Source organism: Leuconostoc sp. UCMA20149 (genome assembly GCF_030400235.1).
In the GTDB taxonomy this organism is placed as follows: Bacteria; Bacillota; Bacilli; order Lactobacillales; family Lactobacillaceae; genus Leuconostoc; species Leuconostoc pseudomesenteroides.
This window is the reverse complement of sequence record NZ_VJYC01000007.1, coordinates 57,414-78,479: the sequence shown is the minus strand read 5'-3', so window position 1 is coordinate 78,479 and position 21,066 is coordinate 57,414. Positions and strand designations below refer to the sequence as shown.

At 40.1% G+C, this 21,066-nt stretch carries 19 protein-coding genes; all 19 read right to left on the bottom strand.

Annotated elements, in window-relative coordinates:
• Positions 1–14 precede the first annotated feature (14 nt).
• Entirely contained in the window at positions 15–602 is a 588-nt protein-coding gene (gene hisB, locus FF105_RS07125; RefSeq protein WP_010292420.1) for an imidazoleglycerol-phosphate dehydratase HisB, read from the bottom strand.
• A 1-nt stretch (position 603) separates the two neighbouring features.
• Positions 604–1,881, bottom strand: a complete 1,278-nt coding sequence (gene hisD, locus FF105_RS07120; RefSeq protein WP_010292423.1) for a histidinol dehydrogenase — start codon at positions 1,879–1,881, stop codon at positions 604–606.
• Entirely contained in the window at positions 1,878–3,485 is a 1,608-nt protein-coding gene (gene hisG / locus FF105_RS07115; protein WP_010292425.1) for an ATP phosphoribosyltransferase, read from the bottom strand. The genes hisD and hisG overlap by 4 nt, the downstream gene beginning before the upstream one ends.
• 322 nt (positions 3,486–3,807) lie before the next feature.
• Positions 3,808–4,659, bottom strand: coding sequence for a histidinol-phosphatase HisJ (gene hisJ, locus FF105_RS07110; protein WP_010292427.1), 852 nt, complete (start codon positions 4,657–4,659; stop codon positions 3,808–3,810).
• Positions 4,660–4,726: 67 nt separating this feature from the next.
• Complete coding sequence (locus FF105_RS07105) at positions 4,727–5,536, bottom strand: Cof-type HAD-IIB family hydrolase (protein WP_290046524.1); 810 nt, start codon at positions 5,534–5,536, stop codon at positions 4,727–4,729.
• 46 nt (positions 5,537–5,582) lie between these two features.
• Complete coding sequence (locus FF105_RS07100) at positions 5,583–5,762, bottom strand: hypothetical protein (protein ID WP_010292433.1); 180 nt, start codon at positions 5,760–5,762, stop codon at positions 5,583–5,585.
• Entirely contained in the window at positions 5,762–7,237 is a 1,476-nt protein-coding gene (gene ffh / locus FF105_RS07095) for a signal recognition particle protein (protein WP_010292436.1), read from the bottom strand. The genes FF105_RS07100 and ffh overlap by 1 nt, the downstream gene beginning before the upstream one ends.
• 53 nt (positions 7,238–7,290) lie before the next feature.
• On the bottom strand, positions 7,291–7,635 hold the full coding sequence (gene ylxM, locus FF105_RS07090) for a YlxM family DNA-binding protein (RefSeq protein ID WP_139967374.1): 345 nt from the start codon (positions 7,633–7,635) through the stop codon (positions 7,291–7,293).
• Positions 7,635–8,954, bottom strand: coding sequence for a signal recognition particle-docking protein FtsY (gene ftsY / locus FF105_RS07085; protein ID WP_290046522.1), 1,320 nt, complete (start codon positions 8,952–8,954; stop codon positions 7,635–7,637). Before ftsY ends, ylxM begins: the two co-directional genes overlap by 1 nt.
• A gap of 47 nt (positions 8,955–9,001) precedes the next feature.
• Complete coding sequence (smc, locus tag FF105_RS07080) at positions 9,002–12,556, bottom strand: chromosome segregation protein SMC (protein WP_290046521.1); 3,555 nt, start codon at positions 12,554–12,556, stop codon at positions 9,002–9,004.
• The gene (rnc, locus tag FF105_RS07075) at positions 12,553–13,263 is read right to left on the bottom strand and encodes a ribonuclease III (RefSeq protein WP_010275813.1); all 711 of its coding nucleotides are present in this window, start codon (positions 13,261–13,263) and stop codon (positions 12,553–12,555) included. Before rnc ends, smc begins: the two co-directional genes overlap by 4 nt.
• Before the next feature lie 111 nt (positions 13,264–13,374).
• Complete coding sequence (glmM, locus tag FF105_RS07070; protein ID WP_010275809.1) at positions 13,375–14,742, bottom strand: phosphoglucosamine mutase; 1,368 nt, start codon at positions 14,740–14,742, stop codon at positions 13,375–13,377.
• Between the two features lie 18 nt (positions 14,743–14,760).
• Positions 14,761–15,825, bottom strand: coding sequence for a CdaR family protein (locus FF105_RS07065; protein ID WP_010275805.1), 1,065 nt, complete (start codon positions 15,823–15,825; stop codon positions 14,761–14,763).
• The gene (gene cdaA / locus FF105_RS07060; protein ID WP_010275802.1) at positions 15,822–16,646 is read right to left on the bottom strand and encodes a diadenylate cyclase CdaA; all 825 of its coding nucleotides are present in this window, start codon (positions 16,644–16,646) and stop codon (positions 15,822–15,824) included. The genes FF105_RS07065 and cdaA overlap by 4 nt, the downstream gene beginning before the upstream one ends.
• Before the next feature lie 5 nt (positions 16,647–16,651).
• Complete coding sequence (locus FF105_RS07055) at positions 16,652–18,745, bottom strand: Na+/H+ antiporter (RefSeq protein ID WP_010275799.1); 2,094 nt, start codon at positions 18,743–18,745, stop codon at positions 16,652–16,654.
• A 3-nt stretch (positions 18,746–18,748) separates the two neighbouring features.
• A complete protein-coding gene (gene murB, locus FF105_RS07050) occupies positions 18,749–19,627 on the bottom strand; it encodes a UDP-N-acetylmuramate dehydrogenase (protein ID WP_010275796.1) in 879 nt (292 codons plus the stop codon).
• A gap of 168 nt (positions 19,628–19,795) precedes the next feature.
• The gene (locus FF105_RS07045) at positions 19,796–20,035 is read right to left on the bottom strand and encodes a CsbD family protein (protein WP_010275792.1); all 240 of its coding nucleotides are present in this window, start codon (positions 20,033–20,035) and stop codon (positions 19,796–19,798) included.
• Positions 20,036–20,065: 30 nt separating this feature from the next.
• A complete protein-coding gene (gene ndk / locus FF105_RS07040; protein ID WP_010275790.1) occupies positions 20,066–20,485 on the bottom strand; it encodes a nucleoside-diphosphate kinase in 420 nt (139 codons plus the stop codon).
• Positions 20,486–20,545: 60 nt separating this feature from the next.
• The gene (locus tag FF105_RS07035) at positions 20,546–21,064 is read right to left on the bottom strand and encodes a DUF1456 family protein (protein WP_010275787.1); all 519 of its coding nucleotides are present in this window, start codon (positions 21,062–21,064) and stop codon (positions 20,546–20,548) included.
• Positions 21,065–21,066: the final 2 nt, after the last annotated feature.

Sequence of the window (21,066 nt, the reverse complement as noted above, 5' to 3'; positions counted from 1 at the left end):
TGTTGGCTTAATTTTCAGATACGACCTTTAGTCGAATTAACGCCCTGAATGTCAGGATTAACTGTCACTGCCTGTCGCATTGCTCGACCAGCCGCTTTAAAAATACTTTCGATTTTATGATGGGTATTACGACCATACAAAACTGAAATATGCACATTTGCTTGCGCCGCATTGGCAAAACCCTGCCAGAAGTCCTCAACGACTTCCGTTTCAAAGTCGCCTAGATGTGGCGCTGTTAACTCTGCTTGAAAAACAAGATAAGCACGACCGGACAAATCAATCACAACCCGAGATAAGGTTTCATCCATCGGCACAAACTGCGCGCCATAACGTTCAATGCCAATTTTGTCGCCAAGTGCCTTGACAAAAGCCTCGCCTAATACAATACCGATATCTTCGGTTGTATGGTGACTGTCAACATTTAAATCACCTTTAGCATCAACAGACAACCCGAAGCGACCATGTTTAGCAAATAAGGTCAGCATGTGATCAAGATAGCCAATGCCTGTGTCAATATTGATGATTGATTGATCATCTAAATTAAGATTAACAGCAATTTGTGTTTCAAATGTTTCGCGTTTTATCATAGCCTGTCTTGTCATGTTATTTTCCTCGACTTTCAATCGCTCTAGCGTGACCTTCCAGTCCCTCGATTCGTGCTAAAGCAGTCACATCATTGGCGTCCTCTGCCAATGCAGCAGCATTATATTGTAGATACTGAATTCGCTTTTGAAAATCCCAAACACCTAGTGCAGAACTGAAGCGAGCTGTACCGCCAGTTGGTAAAATATGATTTGGCCCCGCAAGGTAATCACCGAGCGGTTCTGATGCGTATTTGCCCAAAAAGACAGAACCAGCGTTTTGTATTTTGGCCATATAATCATAAGCATTCGCCAACTGGATTTCCAAATGTTCTGGTGCGACTGCATTCATCAATTCAATCATGTCATCAATCGTGTCAACAAGGTAAATGTATCCGTTTTTATCAATAGCACTTCTAGCAATCGCTTCACGTGGCAGAGTTTCAAGTTGTTGTTCAACAGCCGTCGACACTGCCGTCGCCAAATTGGATGAGTCTGTAATCAAAATTGCTCTCGCATTCACATCGTGTTCCGCTTGGGACAACAAGTCAGCAGCCACGTCTTCTGCTCTTGCCGTATCATCAGCCAAAATACCAATTTCTGATGGACCAGCAATCATATCTATGTCTACTTGTCCATATACTGCTCGCTTAGCTGCAGCAACATAAGCATTGCCGGGTCCGGTAATTTTATCCACTTGTGGTACTGTTTCAGTACCATAAGCTAAAGCAGCAATTGCTTGTGCACCACCAATTTGATAAATATTATCAACACCAGCAATTTTTGCTGCCGCCAAAACAGCAGGATTTAAGCCTTCAGGTTGTGGTGGCGTAACCATGACGATATTGTCAACTCCGGCAATTTTAGCAGGAATAGCATTCATTAAAACTGAAGATGGGTAAGCAGCTGTGCCACCCGGTACATAAATCCCCACAGCTGAGAGCGGCGTCACCTTAGTACCACGAATCACACCAGAACGTGCCGTGTCTTCAAAAGACTGTGCTACTTCTAACTGGTGAAATGATGTAATATTAGCGGCTGCTTTTTTAAGCGCTGCGATAACTCTATCTGGGACTTGGGCAATTGCAGAATCAATATCTGATTCAGAGACTTTAAAGTTATTCAATGCCACCCCATCAAAACGGACACTATAATCTCTTAAAGCCTCATCCCCCCTTTGACGAACGTCAGATATAATGTTTGCCACACTAATTGCCACTTGCGGGTTAGTGGTTTGTGCCGTTTGTTGACGAATTTGTGTTTTGATTGCTGACAAAGATTCATTTTTGATAATTTTCATTTGTTAGTCGCTTCTTTCAATAGTTTGGTCAAATTTTGAATGACTTGTGTGAGTTCTGTTTGATAACGTAACAAGGCGCCGGCTCGGACTAGCATGTGCGTTGAGACTTCACCAACAATATCATGAACTTGCAAATGGTTTTCTCGCAACGTATTACCTGTTTGTGTAATATCAATAATGGCATCAGCTAATCCTGTTAATGGTCCCAGTTCGACTGAGCCTTCTAGTTTAATCAAGGCAACGTCTTCGCCACGATCGGTAAAATATTTAGTGGCAACTTTTGGATACTTCGTCGCGATGCGTTGTCGCCGTTGCAAATTAAGTTGAAAATCCGCTGGGGCTGCCACGACGAATTGTGCGCGTCCTGTCTTCAAATCTAATACATCATAATGACTTTGTCGTTGTTCAGCAATGGTGTCTGAACCAACAATGCCAACGTCGCCAATGCCTCGGTCCAAATATTTAACGACATCATTGGGTTTAACTAAAATAAAACGGTAACGACCATCAGCGGTGTCAAAGATGAGTTTTCGTTCAGGGTTATCTAACGGCGTCGTATCAATGCCTGCAGCTTTCAAAAGCGGACGCACATCTTTTTCAACCCGTCCTTTGCCAAGTACCATCACAATTGGTTGGCTAGTGGTTAAATCGTAGGCACTTTGTTCCCAATCAGCTTGAATTGTTTCAATGTTTAGACCAATACCTACTGCCGGTAATAACTTTTTTTGAAAGTTTTCTAGTAAACGATCATAGCGCCCACCGCTAAACAGATAACGACCCAATGTTGGGATAAATCCTCGGATTATTGTCCCCGTATAGTAGGGTTGTGGTGATGCCGCTGCTAAATCAACAGTGACTTTGACATTGGGATAGTATTGATGTGCATGGTTAGCTAGGCGTAACCAGCCTTGCGTAATCGTTGCCACAGCGGTCATGTGCTGTAATTGCCACATCACATTTTCACCGTCTTCGCCATAAGATAACGGCCACTCATTGAGAAATTCTGGAAAATCAACAATCTCAGCCCTTAATTTTTCAAATTCGGAGACATTTTTTTGTTCGATGGCCCGTTTCAATGCTCGATGTAATTCACCGTCTAGTTGTAACGTGTCCAAAATAATATCAATTAAGCGTGCATCACTTAACACCACTTGAACATCAGTGATATTGAACTTTTTTGCAAAATTCAACATAATATCTAGCGCTTGAATTTCTGCTTCAAAGCTATCATCACCAATTAATTCAATTCCTGCCTGCGTTTCTTGATTGTACTCACCCGATAAGTAATCGGTACGTCGAAACACGTCACCAATATAATATAATTGCGACATATCATTTTCTTGCTGGTGAGAAGACAAAAATCGTGCGACCGGCAAGGTCAAATCTGGTCTTAGGATTAAATTATCGCCGGCTTGATCGTACAAATGAAAAATGTTTTGATCACGATATTGTTCAAAAGTGCTTTCTTTTTCAATGAACGGCGTATTAATTGGCATAAAGCCTTTCTCATTTAGCACATTACTGATCAATGATGTAATTTTCTGTTTTTGCTTAAGTCGTTCACCAAATTCATCACGTGAACCGCCAGCTAATACTTTATTCATGTCTTACTCCTACCACTTCGCTAAAAAAACGCCCTTACAAACTAAAAGTTTTTAGTTTGCAAGGACGCTTTCACGTGTTCCCACCTTGATTCTCCTTTTGTTTGCACAAAAGAACTCATTCACCTGCAATCACAGGCGTACTTGGTATCGGAAATATCCGGAACAATTTTTGATTGTTCAGCTCGTTGGTGTGTTTTCATTAAGGTCACAGGCGCTCATCTCAATGCGTTAGCTTAAGCGCTTCCTGTACTGCGAAAATTTAATTACTTTTCCAACTTCAGCGAATTATTTATTAGATTAGTTTAATTATAGCGTCATTTTTTTATTTGTCAACACTTATATTTTCTAAAAATTCTGCCATTTCGGAAAAATGTAAACCCAAAGCATCAACACTGTGTGCATCAGAACCATAAACCAAGGGCAATCCAAGTTGATGTGCTTCCGCTACAATATCAAATGTAGGATAACTTTCGCCATTAAAAGGTTTACTAAAACCAGCGGCATTAAAATCTAATTCATAGCCTTTTTCTAAAATCAATGTCAACAGCTCAGTAATTTGACGGTGAACACTATCATCAAATGGTGGCAAATCAAAATATTTTTGATACTTGCGAATCAATGTGATATGTCCGATTCGCACCGGAACATCTAATCCCGTCTCAAAATTAACACTCTGTTTAACCGCGTCAAAATATTTTGCAAACAATACTTGCGGCATCAGTAATTCAGTTGCAAAATATTGCGACAGAGTCTCTGGCTCGTAGTCAATTGGTATAAGATTGCCATGGCGATCTGGTAAAAAATGAACCGACAGTACAATTTCATCAATCCAATCATTATGTTGTTGCAAAAATTGTTTTGTTTCCGGTTCATATCCGAGCAAATAATCTACTTCAAAACCACGTTTAATGTTTATTTGGTTGCCATATTTTTCTTGTACATGTGCCACCTGATTTTGATAATCCTCAAGTTCAGATAATGCCATAGCTGAACTATCGCGCGATTCTTTGGGCCCCACAAAATTAGCTAAAAACTTCTCAGGTAAAGGCGCATGTTCTGTGACAACATAAGTGTCAAAACCTAAAACAATTGCGCGTTCAATATACGCGTCGAGTACCTCTTGGCTACCATGATGTGAATACATCGTGTGCGTGTGACCATCTTTTTTCTGCATTATCAGGACTCCTTTTTGCCATTCATCTTAACATAAACGACAATAAAAAAACACGCTAAAGCGTGCCTTAAGCAATGACAGATAATATTTTTTTCAACACGCCATCATGATCATTGTCGTCTTCTGTGACATCAAAATCATGTTTGAACAATTCTGTGTCACTATTCTTCATTGCCACTGGATGACCAACGTACTCTAACATTTCTAAGTCGTTTAAGCCATCACCAAAGGCCATGATTTCTTCAGGCAACACATCCAAACTGTCCGCTATAAATGTGAGTGAGTTTGCTTTGTTAACCTCAGGATTAACAATATCAACAGCACCATAGCCCGATGTTGTCACATGCACTTGGTTACCCAAAACCTGTTTGACCTCACGCATGAATTGATCTTCCACATCAGAAATGACTGTTGACACTTTTAAAATTGGCGCATCAATTTCCGCTAGCGTGTCAATCAGATGGATATCTTGAAAATACGCTGATGCTAATTTAAACGTATCAGCGATCGCTGCTTGAGATTTTAACATAAAAGTTTGAGATTGACCGGTGAAAGCCAAACCAACAAAGATATGATCATGATATCCCTCAGCAATTCTCACGATAGTTTCTAAAGCTGACGGTGACACAGATTTTTCATTTTGAACACGACCATTCAGCATAACTTCGGCGCCATTGTTAGCAATGGTTTGATATTGACCAGCAAAGTTTTTGAAATAAGTCATCACTTTTTGCATATGATTCCCTGTTGCCACAACGAATTGCATGTCTTTTTCAGCCATAATATCTAGCACTTGCTGAAAAAGTGGCTCATTGAAGGTTTTATCGGCACGCAAGAATGTTGCGTCAAGGTCGGATGCAATTAATTTCAATGTCATGTTCACTTTTCTCCTTAAAATGTCGACTATCGCTTTAACTTCGAATTTATCGTTGTACCCACCACCACAAAAATCTGATGAGCCCAAACACAATCAAACCAGCAAACGCTGCCAAAATGACAGCCATGATGATTGACTGCCAGTGGTTGTCTGGCATATTAAGCAAGTTAGCGCTTAACATGACTACAAACACAAAAATTGGTAAAATACGCTCTAAACTTTTCATTACTTACGACCGCGCTTCTTCTTAGCTTTTTGTAATCGGCGCGCCGCTTGCTTAATTGCAAAATTTTGAACTTTCTGACCAAAGTTACCTTTTGGCATGCCACCGCCCATGCCACCCATCATAGATGACATGTCCATACCAGAACCACCCATCATTTTATCAATACCACCAAAATTACCATTTGTGGCTTGATTCATCATTTTACGCATTTGATCAAATTGCTTAATCATGCGGTTGACTTCCACAATTGGTCGTCCTGCACCAGCAGCCAAACGACGACGGCGCGAAGGATTGATTAAATCAGGATTTTCACGTTCTTGAGGTGTCATTGAACCAACAATAGCCTCTAAATGGGCAAATTGTTTGGCATCAATGTTAACATTCGCCAATGCTGGATTGTTCGCCATTCCCGGAATCATTTTTAACAAATCTTCCATTGGTCCCATACTTTGAACTTGCTTGAGTTGCGCCACAAAATCGTTGAAATCAAACGTATTTTGTCGCATTTTTTCAAGTTGCTTTTCTTGGGCTTCAGCATCAAAGTCACGTTGTGCTTTTTCAATCAGCGTCAGCACATCACCCATGCCCAAAATACGAGATGCCATACGATCGGGATAGAAAACATCCAAATCAGTTGGCTTTTCACCTTGACCAACAAACTTAATTGGTTTACCGGTTACGTCACGAATTGACAAGGCAGCACCACCACGTGTGTCACCATCAAGTTTAGTCAGGACAACACCAGTTAAGTCAAGTGACGCTGAAAATCCCTTAGCTGTTTCAGCAGCATTTTGTCCAGTCATTGCATCAACTGTCAACAAAATCTCATCTGGCTTAGCAATCTCTGCAATATCTTTCAACTCTTGCATCAATTCTTCATCAATTTGTAAACGACCAGCTGTATCAATAAAGACATAGTCATTTTTATTCTCAGCCGCCTTAGCCAAACCAGCGCGGACAATATCGCGAGGATTAACATCCGTCCCCATTGAAAATACGGGAATTTCAAGATCGCGCCCCAAAATTTCCAATTGATCAATGGCAGCTGGTCGATAAATGTCGGCTGCAATCAAAAGTGGACGGGCTTTTTCTTCATTCTTTAATTTATAAGCTAACTTAGCAACTGTGGTTGTTTTACCAGCACCTTGCAGGCCAGCCATCATAATAATTGTTGGAATTTTAGGCGACTTATTAAGTGGTACAGCCTCATCACCCATCGTTGCGGTCAACTCATCATTAACAATTTTAACAACTTGTTGTGCAGAGTCCAACCCAGACATAATATCAGCACCGCTGGCTTTTTCACGTACATTAGCGACAAACTTTTTCACTGTGTCGTAGTTGACATCGGCTTCCAGTAATGCCAAACGAATTTCGCGCATCGTCGCACGAAGATCTTCTTCGCTAACTCGGCCGCGACCGGTTAGATTTTTCATCGCCTTTGAGAGGCGTTCAGTTAGATTTTCAAATGCCATAATTTTAGAGTATGTCCTTTCTGCGATATATTCACAGGTGACACGTTTCCCTTCTAGTTATCCATTTCTGTATTTAAAAGCTTCTGCACCAATAATTTTAACACATCATCACTTTTATAATGAGTATTAATGTATTCTTCCACTTCATTTTCAATCACTTGTCGTGATTCAAAATTAGCTTGTAGGTGCAAAAGACTTTCATATTTTTCTAGTAATTCGATTGCCCGATTGATGTTGTCGGAAACCGCTTGTCGACTAACACTTTCTGCATTTGCAATTTCCACAATTGAAAAATCATCTTCAAAATAATATTGTAAATATTGTTGTTGCTTTTCGGTCAACAATTGATCATAAAAACCAAATAGCGCATTGATATGATTTTTTTTGGTTAAATCCATCACGATACCAACTCTTTAAACAATCCGTAGACAAACTCTTCTGGCTTAAATTCGCGCAAATCGCTCGCTTTTTCACCAAATCCAATCCATTTGACTGGCAAATGCATTTCATTTCGAATGGCAAAGACGATGCCACCTTTTGCTGTGCCATCCATTTTAGTCAAAACGATGCCAGTTACGTCCGAAGAATCTTTGAATAGTTTAGCTTGCTGTAATGCGTTTTGGCCAGTTGTCGCGTCAAGCACTAACAAAACTTCATGTGGTGCATCAGGAATTTCGCGTTGAATAATGCGCTTCATTTTTTCTAGTTCTTGCATTAAATTGACATTATTTTGCAAACGGCCAGCCGTGTCGACAAATAAAATGTCATAATGTTCATCGCGTGCTTTAGCAACCGCCTCAAAGACAACAGAAGCCGGATCAGCTTTTTCTTTACCAGCAACCACAGGCACATTTGCTCGCTCGCCCCACTCTTGTAATTGCTTGGTAGCGCCAGCTCGGAATGTATCCGCAGCCGCCAGCAAAACAGATTTTCCTGCTTGTTGGTACTTGCTGGCAAGCTTACCAATTGTTGTTGTTTTACCAACACCATTAACACCGACAAACAAAATCACGGTAGTACTGCCATTTGGTGCAAAATGCATTTGTGTATCTTCATTTACACCATCTGCTTCGTATAAATCAACCATTTTTTTGATAATCACATCACGCACATCTTCTTTGCGTTTGGCATTGGCTAATTTAACTTCTTCTCGCAATTCGTCACTGATTTTAATCGCCATATCAAAACCAACATCAGCACCGACTAAAGTTTCTTCCAGATCTTCGAAAAAATCTTCATCTACGGTACGAAAATTAGCTAAAAAGCGATTAAATCTTTCAGCAAATCCTGTCCGTGATTTTTTCAAGCCTTCGTCATAAACCTGCTGCTCATTTCGTTCAATTTCATCCTCTGATTCTGATTCTGATTCTGATTCTGATTCTGATTCTGATTCTGATTCTGATTCTGATTCTGATTCTGATTCTGATTCTGATTCTGATTCTGATTCTGATTCTGATTCTGATTCTGATTCTGATTCTGGCAGATCATGAATCGCTTCACTCTTTTTGTCAAGCGCTTTTGACCATTCATCAGCTTCGCGTTCATCAACTAAACCAACTTGTTCCATAACCGGTTGTGTTAAAGCACTACTCGTCGTTGTTTCGCTGTTTGATTGTGATAAAGTTTCAAATTGCGATTCTGACAAACTTTCTGAATTAGTCGTTGATTCGGGCTCAACGTTATTCTTCTTTTTACGGAAAATATCAAATAATCCCATTTGTTTCTCCTTTATTCATTATTGGTAATCATCTTATCACGCCATATTTAGGAAGCCGTTTCAGCCATATTATCCAAATCAACAGCCACCATTTTCGATACACCAGCTTCTTGCATTGTCACACCATATAATAAGTTGGCATTCATCATTGTACCTTTTCGATGTGTAATGACAATAAATTGTGTTTCACCAGAAAATTCGTGTAAATAACGCGCAAACCTCGCCACGTTTGCTTCATCTAACGCTGCTTCGGCCTCATCAAGTACTACAAACGGCACTGGACGGACTTGTAAAATGGCAAATAATAACGTAATAGCTGTCAACGCCTTTTCACCACCAGACAACAAACTCATTTGTTGGAACTTTTTGCCAGGTGGTTGTGCCGTAATATCAATGCCCGTCGTTAAGAGATGCTCTGGATCTGTCAACTTAATTTCTGCACGACCACCGCCAAACATTTGGGTGAAAATGCGACCAAAATGTTGTGCAACAGCGTCAAATGTGTGTTTAAAGCGAATTTGAACTTCTTCATCCATCTCATCAATTGTTTGTAGCAGATTATCTTTTGCAGATAACAAATCATCACGCTGCTGTGTTAAAAAATCAAAACGTTGCTTAACCGCTTCATATTCTTCAATGGCACCAATATTAACATTACCAATTTCATCCAAGCTACGCTTGATAAGTTTCAGTTGATCCGTGACTGTTTCTAGATTCAAATCAGCTAATTGCTGATAAAGGCCTTGACTATCACTAATATCATACTGTGATTCTAGTTGTGCCAATAAATTCTCATTTTGTGTCGTGAGCCTAGCTTGTTGTGCCGCAAGATCACTTTCTAATGCCATCACCGATCGTAGCGTTTCTTGTTGTTTGGCAAACTGTGTTTCCAAAACAGATAAATTATCAGTGATAATTGTTAGCTGTTGGCTAGTATCATCATGTTCTTTTTGGACTTTTGCAAGTTTTTCAACCGTTTCTGAAACTTGTTGTTCTGTCGCGATGTCATTTTGTGTTGCCGTTAATTTTTCTTGTAAATCATTGCGTTTAACTGTAAGACCTGCAGCTTGAGATTCTAACTCCTGTTGTTGGTTTCTCAGAATAGCGAGTTGACTTGTCACTGTTTCTAACTTACCGGTTAAAGTGACATATTCTGTCTGGATAGCAACTTTATCTTCATTATGGCTTTGCGCCTTGTTAGAAGCCGATTCCAAAGCTCGAGATAATTCTTGAGATTCAAGTTCTTGTGCCCGTTTTTGTGCTTGCTTTTCATCTAATTCTAACTCACAACGCTGTAGTTGTGTCGCTAACTCCTCTTGCTGCGACTCAATGTCCTTTAGCTCAAATTCAAGCGCCTGAACAACGCGTTTTTGCTGTTGCAATGTGTCTTGCTTGCGTTGCAATTCATAGTCAACTTTTTGGACATCATCATTGGCAGATTTTAGCTTTGTTTGCGCTTCAACCAGAGACTCTCTAATGTTTTCGCCATCGCGTCGTTGCGCCTGCAATTCAAGCTCTTGTGATTTTGATTGTTCTGCTAAATCAGTTATTTTCTGAGTAAGCGTTGCAATTTCAGTTTGGCGACTCAAAATCGTTGCGCCTCTCTTTTGTGTTGCGCCACCTGTCATTGAACCGCCGGCATTGATTAGTTGTCCATCAAGAGTCACAATACGAAAGCGATATTGATTAGCTTTTGCAATTTCAGTGGCGCTGTTCAAGTCTTTAGCAACCACAATATGTCCCAAAATATTTGTCTTAATGGCCGTCATTTCTTCAGGCATAGTCACTAAATCGGCAGCGATTCCAATAAAACCAGCCATCCTGCGCGCCTGTTCTAAACCATTTAAATGACGTGGCTTTATTGTATCAATTGGCAAAATTGTCACACGACCAGCTCGATTTTTTGTCAAGTAAGCAATAACTGACTTGGCTGTACTGGTTTGATCTACAATAATTTGCTGTAAGATTCCTCCCAATACCGTTTCGATAGCTAATGTATAAGCTGCAGGTACCGTCAATAATTCTGCTACGACACCTTTGATACCCACAAATTGATTTCTTACTTGGGGTTTCATTAAGGCCCGAACACCCTGGTAAAATCCTGCATAATCATCCATCGCTGTTAAAGCATCATGTTGACTACGAACTTTATTAAGATCATTTAATGTATTGTACCAATTTGTTTCAGCTTGTTTATACGCCTTTGCAGCATGATCAAACTGTTCTTGCCTTTTTGCAACATCTTGTTTTAGTGCCAAGACATCCTGTTGTGCCGCATCATTTGGCTGGTAATTAGCCACTTCTTGCTGTGCTTGTGACATGATGCCCGTCTCGTTTTTTAATCGCTCAGATAGAGTCTGATAACGACTTATTATTTGAGCCAATTGCTTATCGTCATTCACTTTAGCATTGTGCAACGCTGCAATATCTTGCATTATTTGAATATAAGCATGACGATTTTTCTCGATGTCGGCTTGCAGTTGAGACTTGAGTTCTGATTGTGTCATATCATCAAACTGTGTCAGCTTTTGTTTTAGTATTGATTTTTGTTGTTTTAGTTCTGATTCTTGCTGTTGTAGTGGCGCAATTTGCGACGATAACGCTAATATTTTCTCATTTACCGCAGCAGTTGACCGTGTCACCTCGTCAATATCACGCTCCAAAGTAGTCGTTTGTTGTTGACTCAAGTTTTGTGCACCAACCATGCGCTCATGAATTTGCGTCAATTTTAAAATATCATTTTGAAGTTGATCGCGTTTCAACTGCTGACTGACACGTTCCTGCCTTTTTTGCGATAACATGTCGTTAATTTGTGACAAGGTGGCTTTGGCAGTTGCAACTTGTTTCTGTTGATCTGTATATTTTTCCTTGACTTGCTCAGCTTGTACATCAACAGCATGTATTGTTAAAGCTAAACGCGCCTTATCTAAAGTGTCAAACCGCTCTTTTTGAGATAAATAATCAGTAGCTTGGGCGGATTGTTCAGACAAAGGTTCAATTCTATCTTCAATTTCGTGAATAATATCAGCAACACGGGACAAATTATCGCTCGTTTGTGATAACTCTTTCTGTGCTTTTTCTTTATTTTGTTTATATTTATATACACCAGCTACTTCTTCAATAATGCCACGGCGGTCTTCTGGTTTAGCATTAAAAATACTTTCCACGCGACCTTGAGAAATAATTGAAAAGCTTTCTCGTCCTAGTCCGGTATCCATAAATAAATCGTGAATATCTCGCAAGCGGCTTTCAACACCATTAATTTGATAAACACTTTCGCCACTTCTGTACAATTTACGTGTCACACGAATTTCACTAAAATCCGAATTAACATAATGATCACTGTTATCAAATGTAATGGCTACTTCTGCACGGTTGAGTGCGCCACGTTTATTGGTGCCACCAAAAATAACGTCGGACATTTTTGTCCCACGCAAATCTTTAGCACTTTGTTCTCCCATTACCCAGCGAATTGCTTCAATAATGTTTGATTTTCCTGATCCATTTGGACCAACAATACCAGTCATCCCTGGCATAAATTCAATCATTGTTTTGTCGGCGAATGACTTAAATCCGCTAATCTCAAGTGATTTCAATTTCATAGGCTGACATTATCTTCCAATAATTTTAAGGCAGTTCGCGCCGCTGCTTTTTCAGCATCTTTAATTGACTTCCCAGTCCCGCGCGCTAATTCTTTATCATCAACAGATACACTTGCCTCAAATAATTGTGTATTATCTGCTAACTGTTCTTCCTTTTCTGTGCGATAAGCAATATCAACTGTTCCCTTTACTTGCAAACGTTCTTGCAATCGACTTTTAAAGTCAATGAATCTGTCAAAAAAATCAGTATCAATCGCTGCGAACAATGTTTTATCAAGAAATTGGTTCACTTCTTTTGGCCCTTGATCTAAGTATAAGGCCCCAATAAAGGCTTCCCAGATGTCTTCTAGTAATGAATCGCGATCGCGCGCGCCGCTCATTTCTTCACCTTTGCCCAACCGAATACCTTCATTTAAATGAACTAAACGGGCAAAATGCGCAAAAGATCGTGTTTGCACCATTGCAATCCGCATCTCGGTTAATTGACCTTCATGCCAATTTGGATAGCGTTTGAATAGATATTCTGCAACAGTCACTTGCATGACAGAATCACCTAAAAATTCCAATCTTTGGTAGTCATGTCCTTTGTCATCAGGGTGTTCATTAAGATAATTGCGCTGAGTCAGCGCTTCAGTTAATAGTGTTTCGTCATTAAAACGAATACCATATTGCGTTAATATATGTTTTTTAAAACTGTCTTGTGACACGTTCTCGTCCTTTTAAAGCATAGTATACAGTCTATTATATCAAAAAACGACTGTATATTTTGATAAATTACAGTCGTCAAAAAATATCATGTGATAAAAACTTTATCTACCTTAAATTTCAGCTTTTTCACGTACAACGTCAACAATTTCTGATGTATATTGCTCGACCAATTCTGGTGTCGCCGCTTCGACCATCACACGCAGTAGTGGTTCAGTTCCTGAAGGCCTCACTAAGACACGACCATCACCAGACATCTTTGTTTCTACTTCAGCAATTTTTGCAACAACATCAGCATCATGTTGCAAAGCAAATTTATCAGCAACTTTGACATTCACTAATTTCTGCGGATAAATTGAAACTTCAGCAGCTAGTTCAGAAAGCTTTTTACCGGTTTCGTGCATCACGTAAAGCAGCTGCAAGGCTGTCAGCAAACCGTCACCAGTCGTAGCCCAATCTCTGAAAATAATATGACCGGATTGTTCTCCGCCAAGGTTATAATCATTAGCCATCATTTCAGCCATAACATAACGATCACCAACAGCTGTTTTGATGCTTTGCATATCATTTTCGGCTAAGGCTTTATAAAAGCCAATATTGCTCATTACAGTTGACACAACTGTGTTATGCTTAAGCCGGCCTTGTTCATTTAAAAACTTTCCTGTGATAAACATGATTTTATCACCATCAACAATTTCGCCATCTTCTGTTACGGCAATCAAGCGATCACCATCACCATCAAAAGCTAATCCTGCATCAACTTCACTACCTTTGACCAATTCAGATAATGCTTCTGGATGAGTTGAGCCAACGCCATCATTAATATTAATACCATTTGGTTCGGTACCCAGTGTAATGAAATCAGTTCCCAAGTCAGCAAATAATCTCGCCAATAAGCCACTAGTTGCGCCATTAGCGCCATCCAAAGCAACACGCATACCTTCTAGGTTGGTTGGAATTGTCTTTTGCAAGAACTCCAAATACTTTTGTACGCCCTCAGGATAATTGTTAGCAATTCCAATACCATCAGCACTTGGACGTGGTAAGTTGTCTTCAGGGGCATCAAGTAACTGTTCAATTTCATATTCAAGTTCATCAGACAATTTAAAACCGTCATTACCAAAAAACTTAATCCCATTATCAGCAGCGGGATTATGAGAAGCGGTAATTTGAACCCCAGCATCCGCTTCCAAATTTTCAACTAAAAAGGCAACAGCCGGTGTTGTAATAACACCTAAACGCAACACATCAATACCTACTGATAAAAATCCTGCCACAATCGCTTGTTGTAACATTTCACCTGAAATGCGTGTGTCACGACCAACAATAACCACTGGTCGCTTATCGGAGTTTTGTGCATGTTTTGTCAAAATTGCACCGCCGGTTCGGCCCAATCGAAAAGCTAATTCTGGTGTCAAGCTTTGATTAGCAACGCCACGAACACCGTCTGTTCCAAAATATTTTAATTTAATATCTGACATAATTATCGTCCTTTACTTTTATGATGATGAGCTACTTTGACTGCTACTGGCACTAGAACTACTGCTTGATGAGGAAGTGCTGGCGGAATCGGAAGAAGAGCTTGAACTACTACTTGATGATGTACTGCTATCAGTTGCAGGTGTCACCGTCGCCTGTACTTTCGTCACGCTATAATGATCAATTCCTGTTTGATCAGGTAAGTCAACCGAAACAGTTGTTTTGCTCGTAATATTAGTCACATCAACCGGAACAGATAACGTGCTAATCGAATTCAGTATATCAGATGCCCCATACGCTGTCACAGTTTTTGGATCAAAAGTGACTGTATAGTTAGCCCCATTGGCATTTTTAAGAGTGGCTGAAAGAGACAATTTTTTACTGTCTTCAGGTCCAACATTTAAAGTAACACTGGCAGAACTAGCATCAATGTTAACTTCAACTACTACACCGTTTTTATCACGTGCAACGAGTTTGGCAGACTTAGTAATCGTACTTTTAGTATTATTATCTAACGAGACAGCAGCTTCAACCGATGTCACTGCCTCAACATTAGCTTTAGGCCCTGAAATTTTGACCGATTTGGGATCTACTGATGTCCCACTAACAGCATAGCCCGTAGCAATTTTAGTATGATCATAAGTTACTTTGACTGGCACGGTGGCGGTTTTTCGTCGCGCAATTGTGACAGTAATTGTTTGGGGTGTCACAGTTGATGTTAGAGAAGCGTTAACACCGCGAAGTGCTAATTTAACAGTATGTTTACCAACACCTAGCCCTCTTAAATCAGCGCTAGCTTGGATATCGTTACGATTTTGGGCAGCTGCCACCAACGCTATGGAACCTTCAATACCAACCTTCACTGTTGATGGCGCGCCGACCACAACATATTTGTCGGAATTAAATTGTAAATTAAGGGGAACACTCAAGGTTGCTCTTTTTTCAGGGACTAGCGTTGAAAAATTACCTGAGCCACTACCATTTGTTGTTGCGGAACGAGTGCTTAAGACGTAGGCTGACAAAAGAATTGCCATGACCAAAGAGACCACTAAGTTAACAGTTTTTGAATGACCAATCATTTTCATTTTGCTAACCCCCCGCCACTCCTTTGCCACCAATGTTTTGCAGCAGCCTCATTAACTGGTGCAATGAACTGGCGCTCAAAGAAATTCATGTAGGCATCACGTGCCATGTGTCGCAATAAATCACCATCTTGTGTAATGGAAATTTCACCAGTCTCTTCAGAAACAACTACCGTAATCGCATCACTTGCCTCACTAATGCCGACGGCAGCACGGTGACGCGTTCCCAATTCTTTTGGAATACGCGTGCTTTCTGAAAGTGGCAGATAGGCCGCTGCTACGGCAACACGATCATCATCAATGATCACCGCCCCATCATGCAACGGAGTGTTAGGAATAAATGTATTAATCAAGAGTTGGCTGGTAATATAAGCATCTAACTTAATACCAGTTTTAATATATTCATCTAAACTCGTGTCGCGTTTAATCGTGATTAGTGCACCAATTCGACGCTTTGACATATACTGTAAGGCTTCGTCAAGGCTCTTGATAAGTTGCTGTTCCTTAGCATTATCAATATGCTGACGACGCCATGTTAAACGTCGTCCCAAAGTCTCAAGCCCTCGTCGAATTTCTTGCTGGAAAATAACGACCAACGCAATTGGTGCCCACGTAATGAGTTGATCCATCAACCAAGACAAAGTCGTCAAGCCAATATACCAACTCACAACTTTAATTAAAATAACGACACCGACACCAAATAAAATTTGTAGCGCACGCGTGCCTTCAACAAATTGAATTACTTTATAGAGCAGAAACCAAATGATGGCAATATCCACAAGATGCATCAGATTATTCAAAGTAAAATAAGATAAAATATCCATGGTTGTTACTCTTCATCCCTTCCTGCTAAAGCTGCTGTTTCAGCATAGTTAATAAATTGACGAATGTTAATGCCCGCCTGACGCGTAATTCTACCTTGTTCATAAAGTTGCTGGATTGTTTCACGCTGAACATTCAACGCTTTAACTTCAAGTTCCATACGATTTTTATCGTCCAAATCGCGCTGCTCAGGGGTATCATCATGCTTTTCATTTTCAATACGATTGCGATAACCAACAATTAAATTATAAGCAGCTTGCCGTTCCATTCGATGTGAAACAGTATCACCGTTATACTTTTCCATGTATTCAGATAACGCCTTAATTGCTGCTTTAGAAGTTTCTGTGATGGCTAGCGATGTTTCTTGTCTAAATTTGTCAGTTGACTCATCTGAAAGCCAAATTCTAATGCTTCGTAGTCCACGTCTAATCAGAATCAATAACCATTGCGTTGAAATATGATAATGTTGGTCAGAATTAATTAAATTTTCCAGACGATCTAATCGCCTCGTCTGTGCAGAATAAGTAAGCACGGAAATCATTTCATCTGCCAATAACTGCCGCAAACGGTCACGCTGTGCCTCTAAAGCCACAAAACGTAGTTCTCGGTCATTTTCAACATTGTGGGATGGATTTTTCTTATCAAGTTGCCGTCTGATTTGTGCCATAGTTTGTTGTTTGCGACTAATCAGCTCGTAAACGATAGTACGATTATCATCATTTTGTTGTTCGCGTAACACTTGTATCCCAATTTGAATCGCAAAAATACGAGCCTGTGCTTCTGTTAAATCAACTTTACTCTTTTTTGGTGCAGTTGGCTCAACTTCAGCAATTTCAGGTTGCGTAAAATCATGAGTTGCCCGCTCTTTAGTCACAATCGGAAGCATCACAGTGGCGACTAACAAACTCATAATCACAACAACTGCTGCCACAAAAATGAGCAAATTACGCTGTGGAAATGCACTACCGTCATCAATAACGGACGGCACTGTCAACACCGCTGCCATCGTAACGGCGCCACGCACGCCCGTCAAACCAGACGTGACAGCTGTTCGAAATGAAACACGTCGTTCTCTATGTTGTAAATGGTAAGTAATTTGCGTCCCGTACGCCCAAACCGTCCTGATAGCAAATACAATGAACCAGACAGTAACACCGTAGAAAATTGCCATACCGGTATGTATTTGGGTACTACGAAAAATACTAGTCATAGCAGCTGGTAACTCAATTCCTAGTAACACAAAGATTGTGCCATTAAGTAAATAAACAAAAATTTCCCATGTTCGAACGGCTACCACGCTAATTTCTGGGGACCGCGCATTAATATGCTGGTCGCTTAAAATTTTGGACAAGACACCACCAGCTACAACAGCAATAACCCCAGATGAATGAAATACACCTTCTGCAATCCAATAAATAATAAAAGGCATTACTAATGTCACAACAGTGTGAAAAACCACATCATTTAAACCAGCACGATCAAATGAATCTCGTAACCAACTTACAAAACTACCAATCACCAAACCAACAATCAAACCAACGATGGTCATCCAGAAAAAGTTACCAATCGCACTACCAATCAAAAAAGTACCTGCAACAGTGGCTTTAATGGCGGTGTTGAAGCTCACCAAACCGCTGGCATCGTTGATTAGACTTTCCCCAGAAACAACATGCATCACGTTGGCCGGTAATTTGACACGTCTAGCAATAGCTTGCACAGCAACTGGATCAGTTGGTGATACAACTGCAGCTAATGCCAAGGCAACCGATCTAGGAAACTGTGGAATTAATAAATGAATGAAGAAACCACCTACTAGCGTAGTCAATAGAACTAATATGATGGCATTACCTAAAATTGGACCACGTAATTCCCATAATTCCCGTTTTGGGAAGCGCCAAGCATCATTAAATAGCAATGGCGCAATAAATAACAACATAAACCAATGCGAATCAACATCAACATAAATACCAAATGCAAAGGCCAAAAATAACCCAATCACAATTTGGAACAAACTAACTGGAATTTCGGGAATGAAATGAGAGATAACATTTGAAACCGTAACAGCAATAATTAATATAACGATTAATTCTAATATTGCCATGTGTTATCTTTCTCCCATAATTCTAACTTCTGCTTCCAATGTCACACCATATTTATCTTGAACTGTTTGCTGAACAAATTTGATCAAATCCTCGTAGTCGTTTCCTGTACCATGCGCCACATTAACCATAAATCCAGCATGTTTCTGTGACACTTCAACCCCACCAACTCTGACACCTTGCAAACCGGAATCCATGATGAGCTTCCCAGCAAAATAACCAGTTGGTCGTTTGAACACCGAACCATTGGATGGATAATTTAGGGGTTGCTTATTCGCACGCTTAAAGTTATTCTCATCCATACGAGCTTTAATCATTTCAGGTTCCCCTGATTGCAGGGTAAATGTTGCTCGCAAGATAATGCCATGATTATCTTGAAAAATTGAGTGGCGGTAATCAAAGTCAATCGCTTCATTACTAAATGTCTTTATCTCACCACTAGGTAACAAGGCATCTACTGAACTTACGACCATATCAGTTTGCCCACCATACGCGCCAGCGTTCATAAATACTGCACCACCAACAGTGCCCGGTATTCCTGCGCCCCATTCGAGACCAGTCAAACCATGTTCGAGCGCTTGCTCAGCAACCCAGATGAGATCCGCACCAGCATCTGCAATAAGCATATGATCACTAACTTGCACATCATGCAGATCGTGCAATAGAATAGTTAATCCACGTAGGCCACCATCTCGAACCACTAAATTTGATAGTCGTCCAAACACTTGCACAGGCATTGCTTTATTTTTTGCCCAAATGAGTAACTTTTTTAAATCATTTTGTGATTTTGGAATTGCGAGGTAATCAACAACGCCTCCGGCTTGCGTATACGCGTAGGGTGCCAAAGATTGTTGTTCTAATATTTCTATTTGCTCAAAATGCATGTTTTTTCGTCTCCAAAGGCCATATATACCATTTTACCAAACTTTAAGGCATTCTACGATGGTAGGCGGCATTTGTTTAGCATATTTTTCAATCATTTTTACGAAATTGATAACTTTAATTAGTTGATGCATAAAAAAAATCACTTGTTAGAAGTGATTTTCTCTTAATTACTGGGCGTCTTTGTCGTCACTGTCACCCTTGAGGCCTTTAACAAAACCTTTGGCAGCATCAACAGCGTCATGTGCCGTATCGCGTACTTTTTGCACATCATCTTTTGCTTGACCCTTTAGTGATTGTGTCTTTCCTTCAACTTCACGCTCTTTATCACCGGTCAACCGACCTTCAAGTTCTTTTGCTTTACCAATCAATTTATCAGTAGCGTTTTGAAATTTGTTGTCTTCTGCCATGCTTTTTCTCCTTTATTGACAATACTTTAGCTAATCTTCATCAAACCATAGCGCAATTTCACGCTCGGCAGCTTCAACTGAGTCAGAACCATGGACAATGTTCATCATCGCTTCAACATCCCATTCACGACCCAAATCACCACGAATCGTTCCCGGTGCGGCCTTTGTTGGGTTAGTCGTGCCCATAAGTGTACGCCAACCAGCAACTATGTTCGTGCCTTCACCCACCATTGCAATAACCGGTCCAGAGGTCATGTAACGCAATAAAGATGGATAAAATGATTTGCCAACATGTTCAGCATAGTGTTGTGCTAACAAAGTTTCATCCGGCAATACCATTTTCATTTTGGTAATATGGTAACCTTTATTCTCAATTCGCTTAATAATTTCACCAATTTTAGCACGTTTCACACCATCTGGTTTAATCATCATAAATGTTCGTTCAGTCATCGCGAGCTCCTTTGATTAGCTTGTACTTCTATTTTACCTAATAAAGAAAGCGGTTACAAGTCAATGTTTTCGTGCAGTACGTTTAACATCCTCAGGGCGATAGGTCATTGCCATGCCTTTCAACAAATTACGCAAATAGCGATCACCAGCCGGCTTGTAATTACGATGATCTGGTCGTCGCAATATGGCACTTAATTCACTTTTAGAAATAGTAATGCCCGCCGTCTTCATAAAGCTCATTAAATCATCGCTAGTGTAACCCATTGCAATTTTCAGTTTTTTAATGACCACATTATTAATACGCTCATCATTGGTCATATCAAACGTCGGTGGTATCGGCTTCAAATCAGCACCAGTTTTATGACCACGCTGTGAAATGATTAAACCATTCATAAAAGATTCCAACATTGTGATTGAAACTTTTTCATCTCGCTTAGCTTCTGGTGTCTGTTTGGTTAACAAATCATGTAATTGTTGCTCATCAATTGTGACACCGCCCAAATCAAAAATCGTGATCATATCAGCATTTTTAATATTAAGTGCGTAGCGCAATCGAATAATAATATCGTTGTTATTCATCA